The organism is Streptomyces sp. AB3(2024) (genome assembly GCF_041862025.1).
Taxonomy (GTDB): domain Bacteria; phylum Actinomycetota; class Actinomycetes; order Streptomycetales; family Streptomycetaceae; genus Streptomyces.
Map to the genome: position 1 here is coordinate 1 of NZ_JBGWAB010000161.1, position 16,393 is coordinate 16,393.

13 protein-coding genes and 1 pseudogene are annotated in these 16,393 nt (G+C 72.5%); 6 read left to right on the plus strand and 8 right to left on the minus strand.

The window, feature by feature from the left end:
• Positions 1-11: 11 nt before the first annotated feature.
• Both ACEPPI_RS36100 and ACEPPI_RS36105 read left to right on the plus strand, forming a co-directional pair.
• A pseudogene (locus tag ACEPPI_RS36100) lies at positions 12-1,523 on the plus strand (export associated protein); the annotation flags it as partial.
• A 263-nt stretch (positions 1,524-1,786) separates the two neighbouring features.
• The gene (locus ACEPPI_RS36105) at positions 1,787-2,776 is read left to right on the plus strand and encodes a TerC family protein (protein WP_373919486.1); all 990 of its coding nucleotides are present in this window, start codon (positions 1,787-1,789) and stop codon (positions 2,774-2,776) included.
• A gap of 69 nt (positions 2,777-2,845) precedes the next feature.
• Here ACEPPI_RS36105 and ACEPPI_RS36110 read toward each other — a convergent pair whose 3' ends face one another.
• The 5 genes from ACEPPI_RS36110 to ACEPPI_RS36130 form a co-directional block, all read right to left on the minus strand.
• A complete protein-coding gene (locus ACEPPI_RS36110) occupies positions 2,846-4,900 on the minus strand; it encodes a hypothetical protein (RefSeq protein ID WP_373919487.1) in 2,055 nt (684 codons plus the stop codon).
• A 151-nt stretch (positions 4,901-5,051) separates the two neighbouring features.
• Positions 5,052-5,411 carry a hypothetical protein gene (locus tag ACEPPI_RS36115; protein ID WP_373919488.1) on the minus strand — a complete coding sequence of 120 codons (360 nt, stop codon included), beginning with the start codon at positions 5,409-5,411 and terminating at the stop codon, positions 5,052-5,054.
• 364 nt (positions 5,412-5,775) lie between these two features.
• Positions 5,776-7,104, minus strand: coding sequence for an MFS transporter (locus tag ACEPPI_RS36120; RefSeq protein WP_373919489.1), 1,329 nt, complete (start codon positions 7,102-7,104; stop codon positions 5,776-5,778).
• 139 nt (positions 7,105-7,243) lie between these two features.
• On the minus strand, positions 7,244-7,900 hold the full coding sequence (locus tag ACEPPI_RS36125) for an MBL fold metallo-hydrolase (RefSeq protein ID WP_373919490.1): 657 nt from the start codon (positions 7,898-7,900) through the stop codon (positions 7,244-7,246).
• 26 nt (positions 7,901-7,926) lie between these two features.
• The gene (locus ACEPPI_RS36130) at positions 7,927-8,619 is read right to left on the minus strand and encodes a maleylpyruvate isomerase family mycothiol-dependent enzyme (RefSeq protein WP_373919491.1); all 693 of its coding nucleotides are present in this window, start codon (positions 8,617-8,619) and stop codon (positions 7,927-7,929) included.
• Between the two features lie 188 nt (positions 8,620-8,807).
• Between ACEPPI_RS36130 and uvrA the strand changes: the two genes are divergently transcribed.
• Positions 8,808-11,807 (plus strand): excinuclease ABC subunit UvrA, encoded by a 3,000-nt coding sequence (gene uvrA / locus ACEPPI_RS36135; protein ID WP_373919492.1) that lies wholly within the window; start codon positions 8,808-8,810, stop codon positions 11,805-11,807.
• 167 nt (positions 11,808-11,974) lie between these two features.
• Here uvrA and ACEPPI_RS36140 read toward each other — a convergent pair whose 3' ends face one another.
• Entirely contained in the window at positions 11,975-12,157 is a 183-nt protein-coding gene (locus ACEPPI_RS36140) for a hypothetical protein (RefSeq protein ID WP_373919493.1), read from the minus strand.
• Between the two features lie 70 nt (positions 12,158-12,227).
• On the minus strand, positions 12,228-13,109 hold the full coding sequence (locus tag ACEPPI_RS36145) for a carbohydrate kinase (RefSeq protein ID WP_373919494.1): 882 nt from the start codon (positions 13,107-13,109) through the stop codon (positions 12,228-12,230).
• An 83-nt stretch (positions 13,110-13,192) separates the two neighbouring features.
• Here ACEPPI_RS36145 and ACEPPI_RS36150 point away from each other — a divergent pair, with 83 nt between their 5' ends.
• Complete coding sequence (locus ACEPPI_RS36150; protein ID WP_280914655.1) at positions 13,193-13,624, plus strand: Rieske (2Fe-2S) protein; 432 nt, start codon at positions 13,193-13,195, stop codon at positions 13,622-13,624.
• Between the two features lie 91 nt (positions 13,625-13,715).
• Here ACEPPI_RS36150 and ACEPPI_RS36155 read toward each other — a convergent pair whose 3' ends face one another.
• Positions 13,716-14,633 carry a hypothetical protein gene (locus ACEPPI_RS36155; protein WP_373919496.1) on the minus strand — a complete coding sequence of 306 codons (918 nt, stop codon included), beginning with the start codon at positions 14,631-14,633 and terminating at the stop codon, positions 13,716-13,718.
• A gap of 405 nt (positions 14,634-15,038) precedes the next feature.
• Between ACEPPI_RS36155 and ACEPPI_RS36160 the strand changes: the two genes are divergently transcribed.
• The gene (locus ACEPPI_RS36160; protein ID WP_373919495.1) at positions 15,039-15,677 is read left to right on the plus strand and encodes a papain-like cysteine protease family protein; all 639 of its coding nucleotides are present in this window, start codon (positions 15,039-15,041) and stop codon (positions 15,675-15,677) included.
• A gap of 5 nt (positions 15,678-15,682) precedes the next feature.
• Positions 15,683-16,393: hypothetical protein (locus ACEPPI_RS36165; protein ID WP_373919497.1), on the plus strand; the 711-nt coding region annotated here is incomplete at its 3' end.

Sequence of the window (16,393 nt, forward strand, 5' to 3'; positions counted from 1 at the left end):
CATAGCCACCCCTCCCGTCAGCTCTGGATAAGCATTTTTGCAGTAACTTTGCACGGGTCTTGGGTCCCGGGCCGCCGATCTGCCAGGACGCGGCGCCGGGCGCCCCCGGGGGCCCCGCCGCACCGGCACCCGAGCCGCCGGACCCCCTCCCGGTCTCCGGCACCCCCTACGCGGGCACGCCCGGTCCGGGCACGCCCGGTCCCGTCCCGTCCTCCGGGCCGTCCGGCGCGGACACCGTCGGCGGTCCCGCCGGGGCGAGCGCCGGGGCCGCGGCCGCCGCCGGGGGCCCGCCGACCATCGACTACGCCCACCCGCGCCGTCGCCGCACCAGCGCCGAAGCCCCCGAGCCGGCGCCCCGCCCCGAACCCGCCGCCGCCCCGGGGCAGCCCCCGCGCCCCGTCGCCGGGGACGCCGGCGGCTGGTCCATGGACGAGCGCCTCTACAACCAGGTCTGGGGCATGTTCGAGGACCTGGCCCGCACCGTGGCCGCCTACCGCGGCGCCGTCGACTTCGCCGACTCCCGCCTCGACCGGGAGCTCGACGAGGCCCTGTCCGACCCCCGCGGCCGGCTCGACGGCTCCGGGAACGCCGCCCGCGAGACCGCCCGGGCCCGCCGCGACGACCTGGTGGCCCGGGCCCGCGCCGTCCTCGACCGCGACCTGGCCCAGCTCACCGCCGAGGCCGAGGTGGTGGAGCCCGCGCTGCCGCCCGCCTACGCCCGCTGGTCCGCTCCCGTCTGGCACGGCCGGAGCACGCCCGCCGAGGCCCCGCTGGCGCTGCGCCTGGGCAACCTGAGCCTGCCCGAGCGGCCGGAGCTGCGGATCCCCATGCTGATGCGGGTCCCGCTGGAACGCGGCCTGTGGATCGACAACGGCCGCACCGGCTCCGAGGCGTCCATGGCCATGGACACCGACCGGCTGCGCCGCGCCGCCATGGACATGGCCGTCGCGCACGCCGTGCGGCTGCTCGCGGTCCACCCCGCCGAGGCCCTCTCCGTCCATGTCGTCGACGCGGCCGGGGCGGGCGCCGCCTCCCTGGCGCCGCTGGTGCGCGCCGGGGTGCTGGCCGCGCCGCCGGCCGCGGGGGCCGAGGGGGTCACCCGGACCCTGGAGCGGCTGACCCGCCGGGTGGACCTCGTACAGATGGCGCTGCGCGCGGGGGCTCCGGAGGACCTGCCGCCGGACGTGGACCGGGCCGAGCAGCTGCTGATCGTGCACGATTTCCCGCACGGCTTCGACGACCGAGCCGTCACCCGGCTGCGCTACCTGGCCGACGAGGGCCCGGCGGTCGGCGTGCACCTGCTGATGGTCGCGGACCGCGACGAGGCCTCCGCCTACGGGCCGCTGCTGGATCCGCTGTGGCGCTCGCTGATGCGGCTCTCGCCGGTGCCGGACGAGCACCTCGCCGACCCCTGGGTGCAGCACGCCTGGACCTTCGAGCCGGACCTGCCCCCGCGGGGCAGCCGGGTCATGGAGCAGACGCTGGAGCGGATCGCGCAGGACCGGAGGTCCGCCCGGCGGTGAGCGGCCATGACCGCCGGCTGACCGCTTCTTGGCATTCCCTTTACCTTTGACCCCCTCCGCGGGTATCCTGGCATCTGCGGAGGGGAGTATTCCTGCTATTTCCTGCGCGGCGTACCCGTCAATACGGACCACTGCGGTCGTGTGAGCGCAGTGGGTCCCGGGGCGCCGGCCCCGCGGCCACATCGGGCCGTCCGGGTGGAAGAGACCTCCGGCAGCGATGACGCTGACCCTGTGCTGAGCCATCCGCCGGAGGCGTGAATACCGTGGACGTTTCGTTGACCCTATGGGTGCTGACCATCGCCGGTCTGGGCATCCTGATCGGCGCCGATTTCTTCATCGGCCGCAAACCGCACGACGTTTCCGTCAAGGAGGCGGGCATCTGGACGGTCGTCTGGATCGTGCTGGCCGTCCTCTTCGGCCTGGGGCTGTTCCTCTTCGGCAACGGCCAGGCCTCCCAGGAGTTCTTCGCCGGCTTCATCACCGAGAAGTCCCTGAGCGTGGACAACCTCTTCGTCTTCGTCCTGATCATGGCGAAGTTCTCGGTGCCCTCCCACCTCCAGCAGCGCGTCCTGCTCGTCGGCGTGCTGATCGCCCTGGTCCTGCGCGCGGTGTTCATCGCCGCCGGCGCCGCGATCATCACCAGCTTCTCGTGGGTCTTCTACATCTTCGGCGCGTTCCTCATCTACACCGCCTGGAAGCTGATCCAGGAGGCCCGCAAGGACGAGGAGGAAGAGGAGTTCGAGGAGAACCGCCTCCTCAAGTCGATCGAGCACAAGTTCGGCGTCGCGGACCGCTACCACGGCACCAAGCTCTTCATCCGTGAGAACGGCAAGCGGATCCTGACCCCGCTGATGGTCGTCATGCTCGCCATCGGCACCACCGACGTCCTCTTCGCCCTGGACTCGATCCCCGCGATCTTCGGCCTCACCCAGGACCCGTACATCGTCTTCACCGCCAACGCCTTCGCCCTGATGGGTCTGCGCCAGCTGTACTTCCTGATCGGCGGCCTGCTCAAGAAGCTGGTCCACCTCAGCTACGGCCTGTCCGTCATCCTCGGCTTCATCGGCGTCAAGCTGGTGCTGCACGCCCTGCACGAGTCCGGGGTGCACGTCCCGCAGATCTCCATCCCGGTCTCCCTCGGCGTCATCTGCGGCGTCCTGGTGATCACCACCATCACCAGCCTGCTGGCCTCGAAGAAGCAGGCGGCGGCCGAAGCCGCCGCCACCCCGGAGAGCAAGAGCGTCGACGCCTGATCCGCAGACCTCATGCAGCACGGGGAAGGGCCGCGAGCACGCGCTCCCGGCCCTTCCCCGCCCCCGGAGCTACATCGGCCCGAGGTCGGAGATCGTCTCTGGGATCTTCCGCAGGCTCCGGAGTATCCGCAGCACCCGGGAGGCGAGGTCGTCCGCTTCCGTCGCCTCCATCGCATTGTCCAGACCTGCCGCTGTCGCGGCTTCGCGTACGTCCTTGACCTTGGCGGCCAGGTCGTCGACGATCTCGGACGCCGTCGTGATCTGGCGCTCCAGCTCCTCGGCGAGCCGACGAAGAGCCTGTGTGGGCGTCTCCTCGGGGGCGTCGGCAGGGCCGGAGGGGTCGAAGGCGAGGGATTCGGGAGCCCCGTCCGAACCGGCCCCCGCAGGGCCGGAGCCGTTCTCCCCGGCAGGGTCCCGCTTCGTGTAGGTGCGGGTGCCGGACTCCTTGGTGAAGATCCGGTTGAACCAGGCCCGCGTCGCGGTGCCGTTCGTCGGCATACCCGCCGCGTCGACCTGACAGGGTCTGCGGTCCCCCTCGTTCATGGCGGCGAAGACCTCCCGGAGCAGGCCCACGGCCATCACGCGGTTCTTGCGCATCGCCTCCAAGACGTTCGCGATGGTACGGCGGACCTTCTGTGCCTCCTTGCCCTCGTCGTCCTCGCGCTGGCCCACGATCGAACCGCGGTCGGCGTCGATGATGTTGAACGCGGCCAGCCAATGGGGAGTCCGGAAGAGAAGGAGTTCCTCGAAGGCGTCGCGGTCGATGTCGGCCGCCGCGAGGAGTTCCGGAAGCCGGCGGCCGGACAGAGTGACGCCCTTGTGGCCGTGCGCCCTCGTGAGGACCTCCGCAACGCGGGGGTTCCAGGGATCGGGGAAGGACTCCGACGTCAGCGCGGACCAGGCTCGGACCCGCCGGTTGATGTCCTTGCTCGCGAGCTGGGAGGACGCGGGTTCGCCCAGCGCCGCGCGGATCCGCGCGCGCTTCGCGGTCTGGGACTGCACCGGGAACAGCTCGGTGAGCAGTCGCATCGACCGGAAGTCGCGAAGCTCCGCGGTCGTTGCTCCGGCCGGCAGGTCCGGGAGGTCGGCCACCGGGGCGAGGCCGGCGAGCACGTCGGCAGTGCGGTCGTCGAGCAGGCCTTCGGCGCAATAGGCGCCGAGCACACCGCGCCCCAGTGCCCGGCCCCGGTCATTGGGGCCGAACTCCAGCGGTGGGTGGACGTGGTCGCGGCGATTGCTGCCCTGAACGATGCGGAACAGACGTTCCGGAGCGGAAGAGCCGATCACCAGATGCGATTCGACCGAGGCGATGGCCTTGGCGCGGTGCGCCCGACCGTCCGCGTGCCCGGACTCCTCGGCGGCGGCGTACTCCCGGTTGAGGAGCTCCGACAGGGCCGCCAGCCAGAAGCTCGGATTGACCGAGACGCGGTTGTCGTCCTGCCCCAGCTTCTTGAACGGAACACCGGTGAGAACCTCGGAGGAGGCGATCTCGAAGAGCGTCTGCCGGTACTTCGTCCGGTTGTTGCCCCGTACGGCCATCCAGCCCCAATAGGAGGACGGGTACCTCGACCGGCCGTCGGGCTGCTCCGGCGGGTCCTCGCCCAGGCCGAAGTGCTGTGCCACGTACATGCAGGGTTCCACCTGGCCGTTCAGCGCCAGGTCCTCCAAGAGGTCGTACGTGCGCATGCCGTCGTGGTTCTTCAGCGAGTTCGAGGCCTGCTCGACCCTGCCGATCAAGGCGTCACGGGTGGCCGCCGTGGATTCCAGGGCGGTGAACGTCCGCTCGGACCCGCCTTCCGTCAGGCGGGCCCACGGCTTGACACGGGACGGGACGGGGGAGCCCTGGGACTGTGCGGGGTTCGCGACGGAATGCCATTCCGAGCTGATGCGTTCGTTGTGCTCCCAGACGACCCCGCCGACGCCGTGCATGTTCACGGTGGCCAGCAACATCTGGCCCGCGTCGGTGCGCACCCAGCGGTAGCGGTCCGGGCGCAGGCGCCGGATGCCGTCAGGCTCGTCCTCGGGGTTGGTCAGGTCGCCCTTAGGGCGGACGACGAAGGGGGCGATGTTCTCCAGTGCGGCGCGGGGCGCGGTCACGCCCTTGGTCGCCAGCACGGCTTCCACCCACTTCTCTTGCCATTCTCGGGTGGGCGGCTGGGGGAAGGGGCCTGGAGGTGGCGTGGACACGGTTCGGTTCTCCGCTCTGTGCGGCCGGCTCGGATACGGCGGTGCCCGGCCGGCGTGTGGGCAACCCGCACGGCGGCCGGGCAGGGGGTCACTTCTTGAGGAAGAGCGCCACGACGGCCACGGCGACTGCCGCTCCGGTCAGGACGACCATGACGACCTGGATCGGCCAGCGGCGGCTCTCCAGGGCCCTGAGGCGGGATTCGTGATCCGTGATCCGGTCCGAGGAATCCCGGATCCCGTCGATCTTCGATGCCAGGCCGAGAAGGGAGTCCCGCAGGGCCCTCAGTTCCGAGTGGAGGTCAGCGGCGAGGTACCCGGGCCCCTGCCAGTGAGGCGGGGAGGGCGTGGGGTGCTGCAGCCCGTACTGCGGTGCGAACGGCAGGTTCGCGGGTAAGTGCTGGGCTCCCCGGTTGGCAGGGGCGGAGAGGTCATCGGGTGCGGGGGTCATCAAGGTCCTCGGTGCGATGCGTTCGCCACGTCAGGCCGGTCTGGTCCGGCCGGTCCACCGGCGCCCGGTCCGGGCGCCGGAGAGTGGGCTGATGGCCGCACGCGCGCATGGCCGGTAGCCGCCGGCGGTCCGCTGCCGCCTGATGGCGGTATGAGCCGAACACCAACTGCCTCTCCACGCGCTCCACCCGCCATCTTGACGCGCCGCCGGGGTCCGGCGGCGCGCATGTAAGACCTGGCCCTCCAGGTGAATTCCCGTACGGGCTGCGGGAGTTGGACCCGGCATGAGGCGCGCTCCGTCCATATGAATACACCACCCGGGGTTCGCCGGTCCGATGTACCGTCAACTTCACGGAGCGGGAGCCTCATGCCGCGACCGGCTCGCTCCGTCCCGTCCCGACCACCGCCGGGTTCGTTTCCGGGAGCAGCGCGAAGCAGGCCAGGCTCGCCAGGCAGACCAGCGTCAGGTACACCGCAACGCCCCAGGGCGGCCCGGAGCCCTGCGCCAGGGCCGTCGCCACGACGGGCGTCAGCGCCCCGCCCAGCACCCCGCCCAGGTTGTAGCCGACGGCCGCGCCGGTGCAGCGGATCCGCGGGGCGTACAGCTCGGGCAGGTACGCGCCCACCACCGAGAAGGCCATGATCATCCCGAGCAGCGTCACCACGCAGCCCAGCGTGATCAGCAGCGGGTCCCCGGAGCGCAGCAGGGCCGTGAACGGGAACATCCACACCGCGCAGACCGCGCTGCCGGCCAGGCACAGCGGTCGCCGCCCCCAGCGGTCGCCGAGCACCGCCAGCGGCGGGGTGGCCAGGCCCTGGACCAGGACGGCGGCCATCACGCAGGCCAGCATCACGGTGCGGTCCACGCGCAGGTGCCCGGTCGCGTACGAGAGGGACCAGGTGGTGACCGCGTAGAAGACGGCGTACCCGAACGCCATCGCCCCGCCGGTCAGCAGCAGCAGCCGCCAGTGGCCGCGCACGACCTCGGTCAGCGGGGCCTCGGCCCGCCGGCCCGTCTCGGTGAGCGCGCGGAACTCCGGGGTCTCCTCGACGGACCGCCGCAGCCACAGCCCCGCCAGTGCCAGCAGCCCCGCGCCCCAGAACGGCACCCGCCAGCCCCAGGCGCCGAACTGCGCGTCGGTCAGGGTCGCCGACAGGGCCAGCACCAGGCCGTTGGACAGCAGGAAGCCGACCGGCGGGCCCATCTGGGGGAAGCTCGACCACAGCCCGCGCCGCCGCTCCGGGGCGTGTTCGGCGGTCAGCAGCACCGCCCCGCCCCACTCGCCGCCGAGTCCGAGCCCCTGCAGGAAGCGCAGCAGGAGCAGGAGGACGGGCGCGGCGATCCCGATGGAGGCGTACGGGGGCACGCAGCCGACGGCCACCGTGGCGACGCCGGTGAGCAGCAACGAGCCGAGCAGCACCGGCCGGCGCCCGTAGCGGTCGCCGACGTGGCCGAAGACGACGGAGCCGAGGGGGCGGGCGAGGAATCCGACGCCGAAGGTGCCGAAGGCGGCGAGGGTGGCGGCCAGAGGGGAGAAGGCGGGGAAGAACAGCGGGCCGAGGACCAGGGCGGCGGCCGTGCCGTAGGCGAAGAAGTCGTAGAACTCGATGGCGGTGCCGGCGAGCGAGGCCGAGGCGATCCGCAGCATCGAGGGGGAAGAGCCGGGGGAGGGGACGGGGTGGTGTTGTTGCATGGTGCAGCAACTACCCCGCCCCGCCCCCCGGGACAGGCGTTCGGTGATCATCGACCGGAAGGAGTGCACGTCCGGCCGGTGTTGACGCCGGTGTTGACCGCGGTGCCGACCCCGGTGTCGAGCCCGGCGTCGACCCGGATCACCAGCCGCGTTCGCGCCACTCGGCCAGGTGCGGGCGCTCGGTGCCGAGCGTGGTGTCGTTGCCGTGCCCCGGGTAGACCCAGGTCTCGTCCGGCAGCTGCTCGAAGAGCTTGTGCTGGACGTCGTCGAGGAGGCTGGTGAAGGCCTTCGGGTCGTCGTGGGTGTTGCCGACGCCGCCCGGGAAGAGGCAGTCGCCGGTGAACACGTGCGGGTGACCGTGCGGGTCGTCGTAGATCAGCGCGATCGAGCCGGGGGTGTGGCCGACCAGGTGGCGCGCGGTCAGCTCGACCCGGCCGACCGTGATCTTGTCCCCGTCCCCGACCGGGACGTCCGTGGCGACGGGGATGCCCTCCGCGTCGAAGGCGCCCGCGTACGTCCGCGCTCCGGTGGCCTCCACGACGGGCGCGAGCGCACCCCAGTGGTCGCCGTGCCGGTGGGTGGTGACGACGGACGCGATGCCGTCGTCGCCGATCAGGTTGATCAGCGTGTCCGCCTCGGCGGCCGCGTCGATCAGCAGCTGCTCGCCGGTGGCCCGGCAGCGCAGCAGGTACGCGTTGTTGTTCATGGGACCCACGGCGACCTTGGAGATCATCAGGTCCGCGAGTTCGTGCACGTCGGCCGGGCCGCCGACCTTCACCGCTCCGCTGTACGTCATGTCGTTGATCCTAAGGGTGTGCGGTCCTAGAGCGGGGGGAGCTCGGGCAGGCCGTCGCCGGCCTCGACGGCGAGGTGGGCGCCGCGCGGGCCGCGGCCGGCCAGCCAGCCGAGCAGCTCGTCCTTGGGGCCGGAGAGGACGACGGGGGTGCCCTCGGAGCCGCCCGTGTGCCAGACCTCGCCGGTCGTGGCCCGCAGGGTGACCGGCGGGACCTCGGGGCGGCCGGACCAGCGGTCGGCGAGGAAGACGATCTCCCGGTCGGTGAACCCGTCGGAGAGGTCGTGCAGCTCGTAGCCGATGTTCAGGTCGACGTGGTGCAGCTCGACCTCCACGAGGCGGCGGAACGGCACGTTGGAGGCGAGGTCGGTGACGCCGTTGCGCAGCTCGACGGTGCGCGACCAGTCCTGGGCGGGCTCGGTCGTGGCCAGGAAGCGGGCGCCGGAATCACGGAGGTCCGTGAGGTGTTCTTCCAGGGGACGGCCGGCGTCGTGCTCGATGTCCGCGTCGCGGGCGGTGCCGCTCTCGTACATGGGGCGGCCCTCGAAGACGTTCACGAGGGCGTCCGCGTTGCGTGCGAGGTGGGCCAGGATGTGGCCACGGGTCCAGCCGGGGAGGTGTGACTCCTCGGCGAGGGCGGCGTTGTCCAGTTTCGCGACCGCGTTCAGCAGCCGGTCCGTGGCTTCACGTACAGATCGCAGGTCGTGCACATGATCAGTCATGGAACCGAGCCTAGTGGCCCGGGGGTCCGCGCCACACGATCGGGTGAAGAGGTCCCGGGAGTGCCGTAAATCGAATGTGCGTGCTATACGCTCGGAAGTCCAGACCCACTCCGTCGCAGAGGCGCCCCCCATACCCTGGATAGCCGGGGCCCGTGCCCCCGCTTCTCTCAAGAAAGGTGCGGACCGGCGTGACCGACCGTCTCATCGTTCGTGGCGCTCGCGAGCACAACCTGAAGAACGTCTCGCTCGACCTGCCCCGCGATTCCCTCATCGTCTTCACCGGACTCTCCGGCTCGGGCAAGTCCTCCCTGGCCTTCGACACGATCTTCGCCGAGGGCCAGCGCCGCTACGTCGAGTCGCTCTCCTCCTACGCCCGCCAGTTCCTGGGGCAGATGGACAAGCCCGACGTCGACTTCATCGAGGGCCTCTCCCCGGCCGTCTCGATCGACCAGAAGTCGACCTCGCGCAACCCCCGCTCCACCGTCGGCACCATCACCGAGGTCTACGACTACCTCCGCCTGCTCTTCGCGCGCATCGGCAAGCCGCACTGCCCCGAGTGCCGCCGTCCGATCTCCCGGCAGTCGCCGCAGGCGATCGTCGACAAGGTCCTCGCCCTGCCCGAGGGCAGCCGGTTCCAGGTGCTGTCGCCGCTGGTGCGCGAGCGCAAGGGCGAGTTCGTCGACCTCTTCGCGGACCTCCAGACCAAGGGCTACAGCCGGGCCCGGGTGGACGGCCAGACCATCCAGCTCTCCGAGCCCCCCACGCTGAAGAAGCAGGAGAAGCACACCATCGAGGTGGTCATCGACCGCCTCACCGTCAAGGACAGCGCCAAGCGCCGGCTCACCGACTCCGTCGAGACCGCGCTGGGCCTCTCCGGCGGCATGGTCATCCTGGACTTCGTCGACCTCGCCGAGGACGACCCCGAGCGTGAGCGGATGTACTCCGAGCACCTCTACTGCCCCTACGACGACCTCTCCTTCGAGGAGCTGGAGCCCCGCTCCTTCTCCTTCAACTCCCCCTTCGGCGCCTGCCCCGAGTGCACCGGCATCGGCACGCGCATGGAGGTGGACCCGGAGCTGATCGTCCCGGACGAGGACAAGTCCCTGGACGAGGGTGCCGTCTCGCCCTGGTCGCTCGGCCACACCAGGGACTACTTCCAGCGGCTCGTCGGCGCGCTCGCGCAGGAGCTGGGCTTCCGTACGGACATCGCGTGGGCCGGGCTGCCGCTGCGCGCCAGGAAGGCCCTGCTGTACGGGCACAAGACGCAGATCGAGGTCCGCTACCGCAACCGCTACGGGCGCGAGCGCGCGTACACCACCGCCTTCGAGGGTGCCGTTCCCTTCGTCAAGCGCCGGCACGCGGAGTCCGAGAGCGACGCCAGCCGGGAGCGCTTCGAGGGCTACATGCGCGAGGTGCCCTGCCCGACCTGCGACGGGACCAGGCTCAAGCCGATCGTCCTCGCCGTGACGGTGATGGAGCGGTCCATCGCCGAGGTCGCCGCCATGTCGATCAGCGAATGCGCGGACTTCCTGGGGCGGCTGACCCTCGACGCCCGCGACCGGAAGATCGCCGAGCGGGTCCTCAAGGAGGTCAACGAGCGGCTCCGCTTCCTCGTCGACGTCGGCCTGGACTACCTCTCGCTGAACCGCGCCGCCGGCACCCTCTCGGGTGGTGAGGCCCAGCGCATCCGCCTCGCGACGCAGATCGGATCCGGCCTCGTCGGCGTGCTCTACGTACTCGACGAGCCGTCCATCGGCCTGCACCAGCGGGACAACCACCGGCTGATCGAGACGCTGGTACGGCTGCGGGACATGGGCAACACCCTGATCGTCGTCGAGCACGACGAGGACACCATCAAGGTGGCCGACTGGGTCGTCGACATCGGCCCCGGCGCCGGCGAGCACGGCGGCAAGGTGGTCCACAGCGGTTCGCTCAAGGAGCTGCTGAAGAACTCCGAGTCGATGACCGGGCAGTACCTGTCGGGCAAGCGGTCCATCCCGGTGCCGGACGTCCGCCGTCCTGTGAACGGCGAGCGCAGGCTCACCGTGCACGGCGCCAAGGAGAACAACCTGCGGGACATCGACGTGTCCTTCCCGCTGGGCGTGCTCACCGCGGTGACGGGCGTATCGGGCTCCGGCAAGTCGACGCTGGTCAACGACATCCTGTACACGCACCTGGCCCGCGAGCTCAACGGCGCCCGGTCGGTCCCCGGCCGGCACACGCGGGTGGACGGCGACGACCTCGTCGACAAGGTCGTGCACGTGGACCAGTCGCCGATCGGCCGCACCCCGCGGTCCAACCCGGCGACGTACACGGGCGTCTTCGACCACGTGCGCAAGCTCTTCGCGGAGACGATGGAGGCGAAGGTCCGCGGCTACCTGCCGGGCCGCTTCTCCTTCAACGTCAAGGGCGGCCGGTGCGAGAACTGCTCCGGCGACGGCACGATCAAGATCGAGATGAACTTCCTGCCGGACGTCTACGTCCCCTGCGAGGTCTGCCACGGCGACCGCTACAACCGGGAGACGCTGGAGGTCCATTACAAGGGCAAGTCCATCGCGGAAGTCCTGAACATGCCGATCGAGGAGGCGCTGGACTTCTTCGAGGCCGTGCCGACGATCGCGCGGCACCTGCGCACGCTGAACGAGGTCGGTCTGGGCTACGTCCGGCTCGGCCAGTCCGCGCCGACCCTGTCGGGCGGCGAGGCGCAGCGCGTGAAGCTGGCGTCGGAGCTGCAGAAGCGGTCGACGGGCCGGACGGTGTACGTCCTGGACGAGCCGACGACCGGTCTGCACTTCGAGGACATCAGCAAGCTCATCAAGGTGCTGTCGGGGCTGGTGGACAAGGGCAACTCGGTGATCGTCATCGAGCACAACCTGGACGTCATCAAGACCGCCGACTGGGTCGTCGACATGGGCCCGGAGGGTGGCTACGGAGGCGGGCTCGTCGTCGCCGAGGGCACCCCGGAGCAGGTGGCGTCCGTCGGCGCGAGCCACACGGGCAAGTTCCTGCGGGACATCCTCGGAGCGGACCGGGTCTCGGACGCGGCCGAGCCGCCGGCGCGGACGGCGAAGAAGGCGGCGCCCGCGAAGAAGGCCGTCGCCGCGAAGAAGACGGCCGCCGCGAAGAAGACGGCCGCCGCGGAGAAGGCGGCCCCGGCGAAGAAGGCGACGCGCGCCCGCAAGGCGTAGCCGCCGTACCGGGAACGGCGGGAAGGCCGACGGGGGTGCAGCCCCCCGCGGCGACCGGGGCCGACCCGGCCGCCGACCCCCGAGCGGGTCGGGGGTCGGCGGCGCTGCCGGATGCGTCAGGACGCGCCCGGCCGCCCGTCGCCGGATGCCGGGGCCGAACCGCCGGGTCAGGCGGCGACGCCCACGGCGTGACACTCCGCCGACGGGTCGGTCAGGGTGCCCGGCAGGGCGTCCGCCACGTCCGCGCGGGCGATGACCTTGCCGCCGGGCACATCGGCGTCGGGGCGCGGCGGTAGCGGTCCGCGTCCCTGCTGCTCGGCGCCCGCTTCCAGCGGGCCTTCTTCCCGCACTTCTCCGGCGCCGAGGCGGTCCGGCCGGTCGAGGAGTCCGCCCCCGCGATCGCCCGCACCCTGTGGGCCGCTATCGGCTGAGCCCCAGCTCCGCCGCGTACGGGGGCTCGGCGCCCGCCCGGGTGCAGGTCAGCGCGGCGGCCCGGGCCGCGAAGTCCAGGACGGCCGGCCAGTCCACCGGGCCGACGGAGCCCGCGAGCCGGTGCAGCAGGGCCGCGTTGACCGTGTCCCCGGCCCCGATGGTGTCGGCGACGGTGACGGGGCGGGCCGCGGCGCCGTACTCCTCGCCCTCCGCCGTCCACACGGTCAGCCCCGCCGCGCCCCGGGTCAGCACCACCGCCGAGGGCCCGGCCGCCAGCCAGTCGCCGATCCGGCCGCCCAGCCAGGCGGCGTCCTCCTCCGACAGCTTGAGCACCGACACGTACGGCAGCCAGCCCAGGAACCGCTCCCGGTAGGCCGCCGGGTCGGCGATCAGGGCCGGGCGGATGTTGGGGTCGAGCAGGGTCAGCAGCCCGCGCCGCGACTCCCGCCGCAGCAGGGCCTCGTAGGCGCTCGCACCCGGCTCCAGCACCAGCGAGCACGTCCCGAGCGCGAGGGCCCGTACGCCCGGCGGCAGTGACGGCGGCAGGGCGAAGAGCCGGTCGGCGGTCCCCTCGGTGTAGAAGCGGTACGCGGCCGAGCCGTCCGGGGCCAGCGAGGGCACGGCCAGTGTGGTCGGCTCGGGGCCGCGCTGCACGAGCGAGAGGTCCACCCCGGCGGCCCGCAGCCCGGCGAGGAGGCCCTCGCCGAAGCCGTCCGCCGACACCCGGGAGCAGAAGGCCACCCCGGCGCCGAGCCGGCCCAGGGCCAGCGCCGTGTTGTACGGCCCGCCACCGGGCCGGGGCAGCAGCGCACCCGGCGGCTCCGCGACGGGCACCAGGTCGATCAGGGCTTCTCCACCGACGACGATCACGCGGGGGAAGGTATCCCATCGGGCGCCGGTATCGTCGGACGGGCCCGGCCCCGGGCACCGCACCCTCGCGCCAGGAGAACCGCATGTCCGCGTCGCAGCCCGCCGCCCGCCGTACCGTCCTCAAGGGCGCCGCAGCGCTCGCCGGGGCCGTGGGCGCGGGGGCGACGCTCTCCGCCTGCTCCACCGCGACCGACAGCGGCGCGGGCAGCCCGGCCGTGCCCAAGGAGCCGGTCGAGCTGGGTCCCGTGGCCGACGTCCCCGTGGGCGGATCGAAGCTGTTCCGGGAGCGCAAGGTCGTCGTCAGCTGCCCGGCGGAGGGCCAGTACAAGGCCTTCAGTGCCCAGTGCACGCACGCCGGCTGCGTCCTGGACAAGATCGTCGAGGGTGAGGGCAACTGCCCCTGCCACGGCAGCCGTTTCGACGTGACCACCGGCAAGGTGCTGCGCGGCCCGGCGAGCGACCCGCTCCCGGCCGTCCCGGTCAAGGCGGAGAACGGCAAGCTCATCGCCGGCTGAGCCGGGGCCGCGCCCCGCGGGCCGCGCCGGGTCCGCAAGGGCGGGGCGAAGGGGTCGGCCGGAACTCGTCCACGGCGACATGGGGTCGGTACTACTCCCAGTCCCAGGCGATGCCCAGGATCCCGCGCCGGACGGTCTGTTCCACCAGGTGTACGGCCCGGTGCCGCCCGCTCGGGGTGAGGTCCGCCAGGCCCGTGCGCGGGGCCTGCGGGCCGGTGCGGGCGAAGCGGCGGCAGCGCACCGGCAGGGCCGCCTCGTCGAAGCGGACCTGGAGCATGTACTGGCCGCCCGCGTAGCTGAAGCCCCGCACGTACTCGGTGCTGCGTGCCCCCGTGCCGTCCTCGATCCCGTAGCCGAAGACGTACGTGTCCCCGCACCGCAGCCGGGTGTCGAAGAGCAGCTCGGCCACCACCACCCCGGCCTCCGGGTGGTGGCGCACCCGGCCCGTGCGGCAGTTCTCGTACGCCGTCACCCGCATCCGGGACGAGTCGCAGCCGGGGTCGCCGTGGTGGACGGCCAGGTAGCGGTCGACGCCGTCGCGGTGGGCCCGGACGATCTGCTGCGACTCCCGGTCGCACAGCTCGCCGGCCGGGCCGATGCGGACCCGTTCGTGGTGGCCGACCGAGTGCAGCCCGCCGTCCGCCGGGATCTCCATCGAGTCCAGCAGCTGCTCCACCGCCGCGCCGACGCTCACCAGCGCCCGGTACGAACGGGCCGCCGGGCGGCCGCCGGGCCCGGTGGCGCGGCCGGTGCCGGTGAGCAGGCGCAGGAGGGCGCCGTCGGGCAGTTCCAGGATCTGCTCCAGGGCGGCGACGGCCCGCAGCGACTCGGGGTGGCGCGGGCGGCGGGCGCCCTGCTGCCAGTAACTGAGGCTGGTGACGCCGACCTTGATGCCGCGCGACGCGAGCCGGTGCTGCACCCGGTGCAGGGGCAGGCCGCGGACGGCGAGGGCGGCGCGCAGGGCGAGGTGGAAGGGGCCCTCGCGCAGCAGGCGGCGCAGTTCGGCCATGACGGCCGAGTCCGTCGCGCAGCCCGTCCTGCCACCTGTCGTACGCCCCGCCGCGACGCCCGCCGCGACGCCCGCCGCGACGCCCGCCGTGCCCGGCGGGTCCGCCGCGCCCGCCCTGCCCGTTGCCCAGGTCCGGTCGCCGGTCGGTCGCATGGCGACTCCTTCGTGAACGTTCACACGCGCCGGCGTGGGGACCGGGCGGGGCCGGGCCGGTGGTTCCGGGGGAGCTGGTGGAACGACAGCAACCGTTCACACCACAGCCCCACCGTTCACACTGCTGTGTCACCGCGTATTGAAGCGTGTTGACCTGATCGCGACAACTCCCCGATGCTCCTCCACAGCGTCCGGACGCGCTCCTCCATCCCCCCACTTCCCACCTCGGGTCCCCACCTCGGGAGGAACGCGATGCGCACCGACAGAACCAGGCGGCTGTCCCCGGCCGCCCTGCTCGCCGCCCTGCTCCTCGTCCTGTTACCGCTCGGCGCCGGTACCGCCACCGCCGCCCCCGGCGCGGCCACCCCCACGGCCGCCACCACCGCTCCGGACACCCCCGGCGCGGCCCTCGCGTACAAGCGCCTGAACATCACCATGCAGGCCCAGCAGAAGAGCAACTGGTGCTGGGCGGCGAGCGGGAACACCGTGGCCACCTGGTTCGGCCGCACCTACAGCCAGAACCAGTTCTGCAACGCCGCCTTCAACCGCCCGCAGAACACCGAGTGCCCCAACAACCAGGCCACCCTCGGCAACGTCCAGACCGCCCTGCGCTGGGCCGGGGTCAACTCCGGCAGCTACGTGACCGGCTGGCTCCAGTACTCCACCGTCCAGACCGAGATCAACAACGACCGACCGGTCGAGACCCGCATCCAGTGGTCGAACGGCGGCGGCCACATGCACGTCCTCTACGGCTACGACACCTCCGACAGCTGGGTGTACTGGGGCGACCCCTGGCCCTCCAGTGACCGCTACAACTGGGCCTCGCACGCCTGGTACGTGGACAACAGCACCTTCTCCTGGACCCACTCCCTCTACCGGATCGGGGCGTGACCGCCATGACCGTGCGCTCCGCCGCCGCGGCCGCCCTCGCCGCAGCCCTCGCCGTCGTCGCCCTGGCGGCCACCGCCGGACCGGCCGCCGCGGCCCCGGTACCCCAGCCGCGGACGGCCACCGCCGAGACCCTGGCGGCCGCCCACGAGGCCGCCGCCGCCCCCGGCACCCTGGCCACCCTCTCCCGGTTCTTCGCCCGCGAGGGCAAGGTGTCGCCCACCGCCGCACAGCCCCGGATCGAGGGCGGGGCGATCCCCGTCAGCTACCTCTCCCCGGACTTCGTCGCGGGCAAGGCCGGTGCCCCGGTCGCCCGGCTGGAGTTCCTCGCCAGCCAGGCGGTCTCCTCGGACGGCCAGAGGGCCGCGCTGTGGACCGCGAAGACCGGGGACGGCTGGCAGGTGGTGAACATCGCCACCGGCGACGACGAGTTCCGCTACGCGCGGCTCGGCGCCGCGAAACTCCCCGGCGGCACCGTCTTCCGCGAACCGCAGACCGACGCCTGGTACGTGGCCGGCGGCGAGCGGGTGCTCCCGCTGGACGAGGACGCCGTACGGGCCGTGGGCGACCGGGGCACGACGCTCGCCGCCTACCGGGCCCGGGTGACGAAGGCCTACGGGGACAAGCTCCCCGGCTCGGCCTACGCGAAGGCCGGCGGGGCGGGCGGCTTCGCGGAGCCCGCACCGGACCCGGCCGGGCCGCCGCCGGCGGCGGCGCTG

Coding starts and splice junctions, on each gene's coding strand:
- ACEPPI_RS36115 (WP_373919488.1), bottom strand. CDS start 5,411: ATGACCCCCGCACCCGATGACCTCTCCGCCCCTGCCAACCGGGGAGCC.
- ACEPPI_RS36120 (WP_373919489.1), bottom strand. CDS start 7,104: ATGCAACAACACCACCCCGTCCCCTCCCCCGGCTCTTCCCCCTCGATG.
- ACEPPI_RS36125 (WP_373919490.1), bottom strand. CDS start 7,900: ATGACGTACAGCGGAGCGGTGAAGGTCGGCGGCCCGGCCGACGTGCAC.
- ACEPPI_RS36130 (WP_373919491.1), bottom strand. CDS start 8,619: ATGACTGATCATGTGCACGACCTGCGATCTGTACGTGAAGCCACGGAC.
- ACEPPI_RS36150 (WP_280914655.1), top strand. CDS start 13,193: ATGTCCGCGTCGCAGCCCGCCGCCCGCCGTACCGTCCTCAAGGGCGCC.
- ACEPPI_RS36155 (WP_373919496.1), bottom strand. CDS start 14,633: ATGGCCGAACTGCGCCGCCTGCTGCGCGAGGGCCCCTTCCACCTCGCC.
- ACEPPI_RS36160 (WP_373919495.1), top strand. CDS start 15,039: ATGCGCACCGACAGAACCAGGCGGCTGTCCCCGGCCGCCCTGCTCGCC.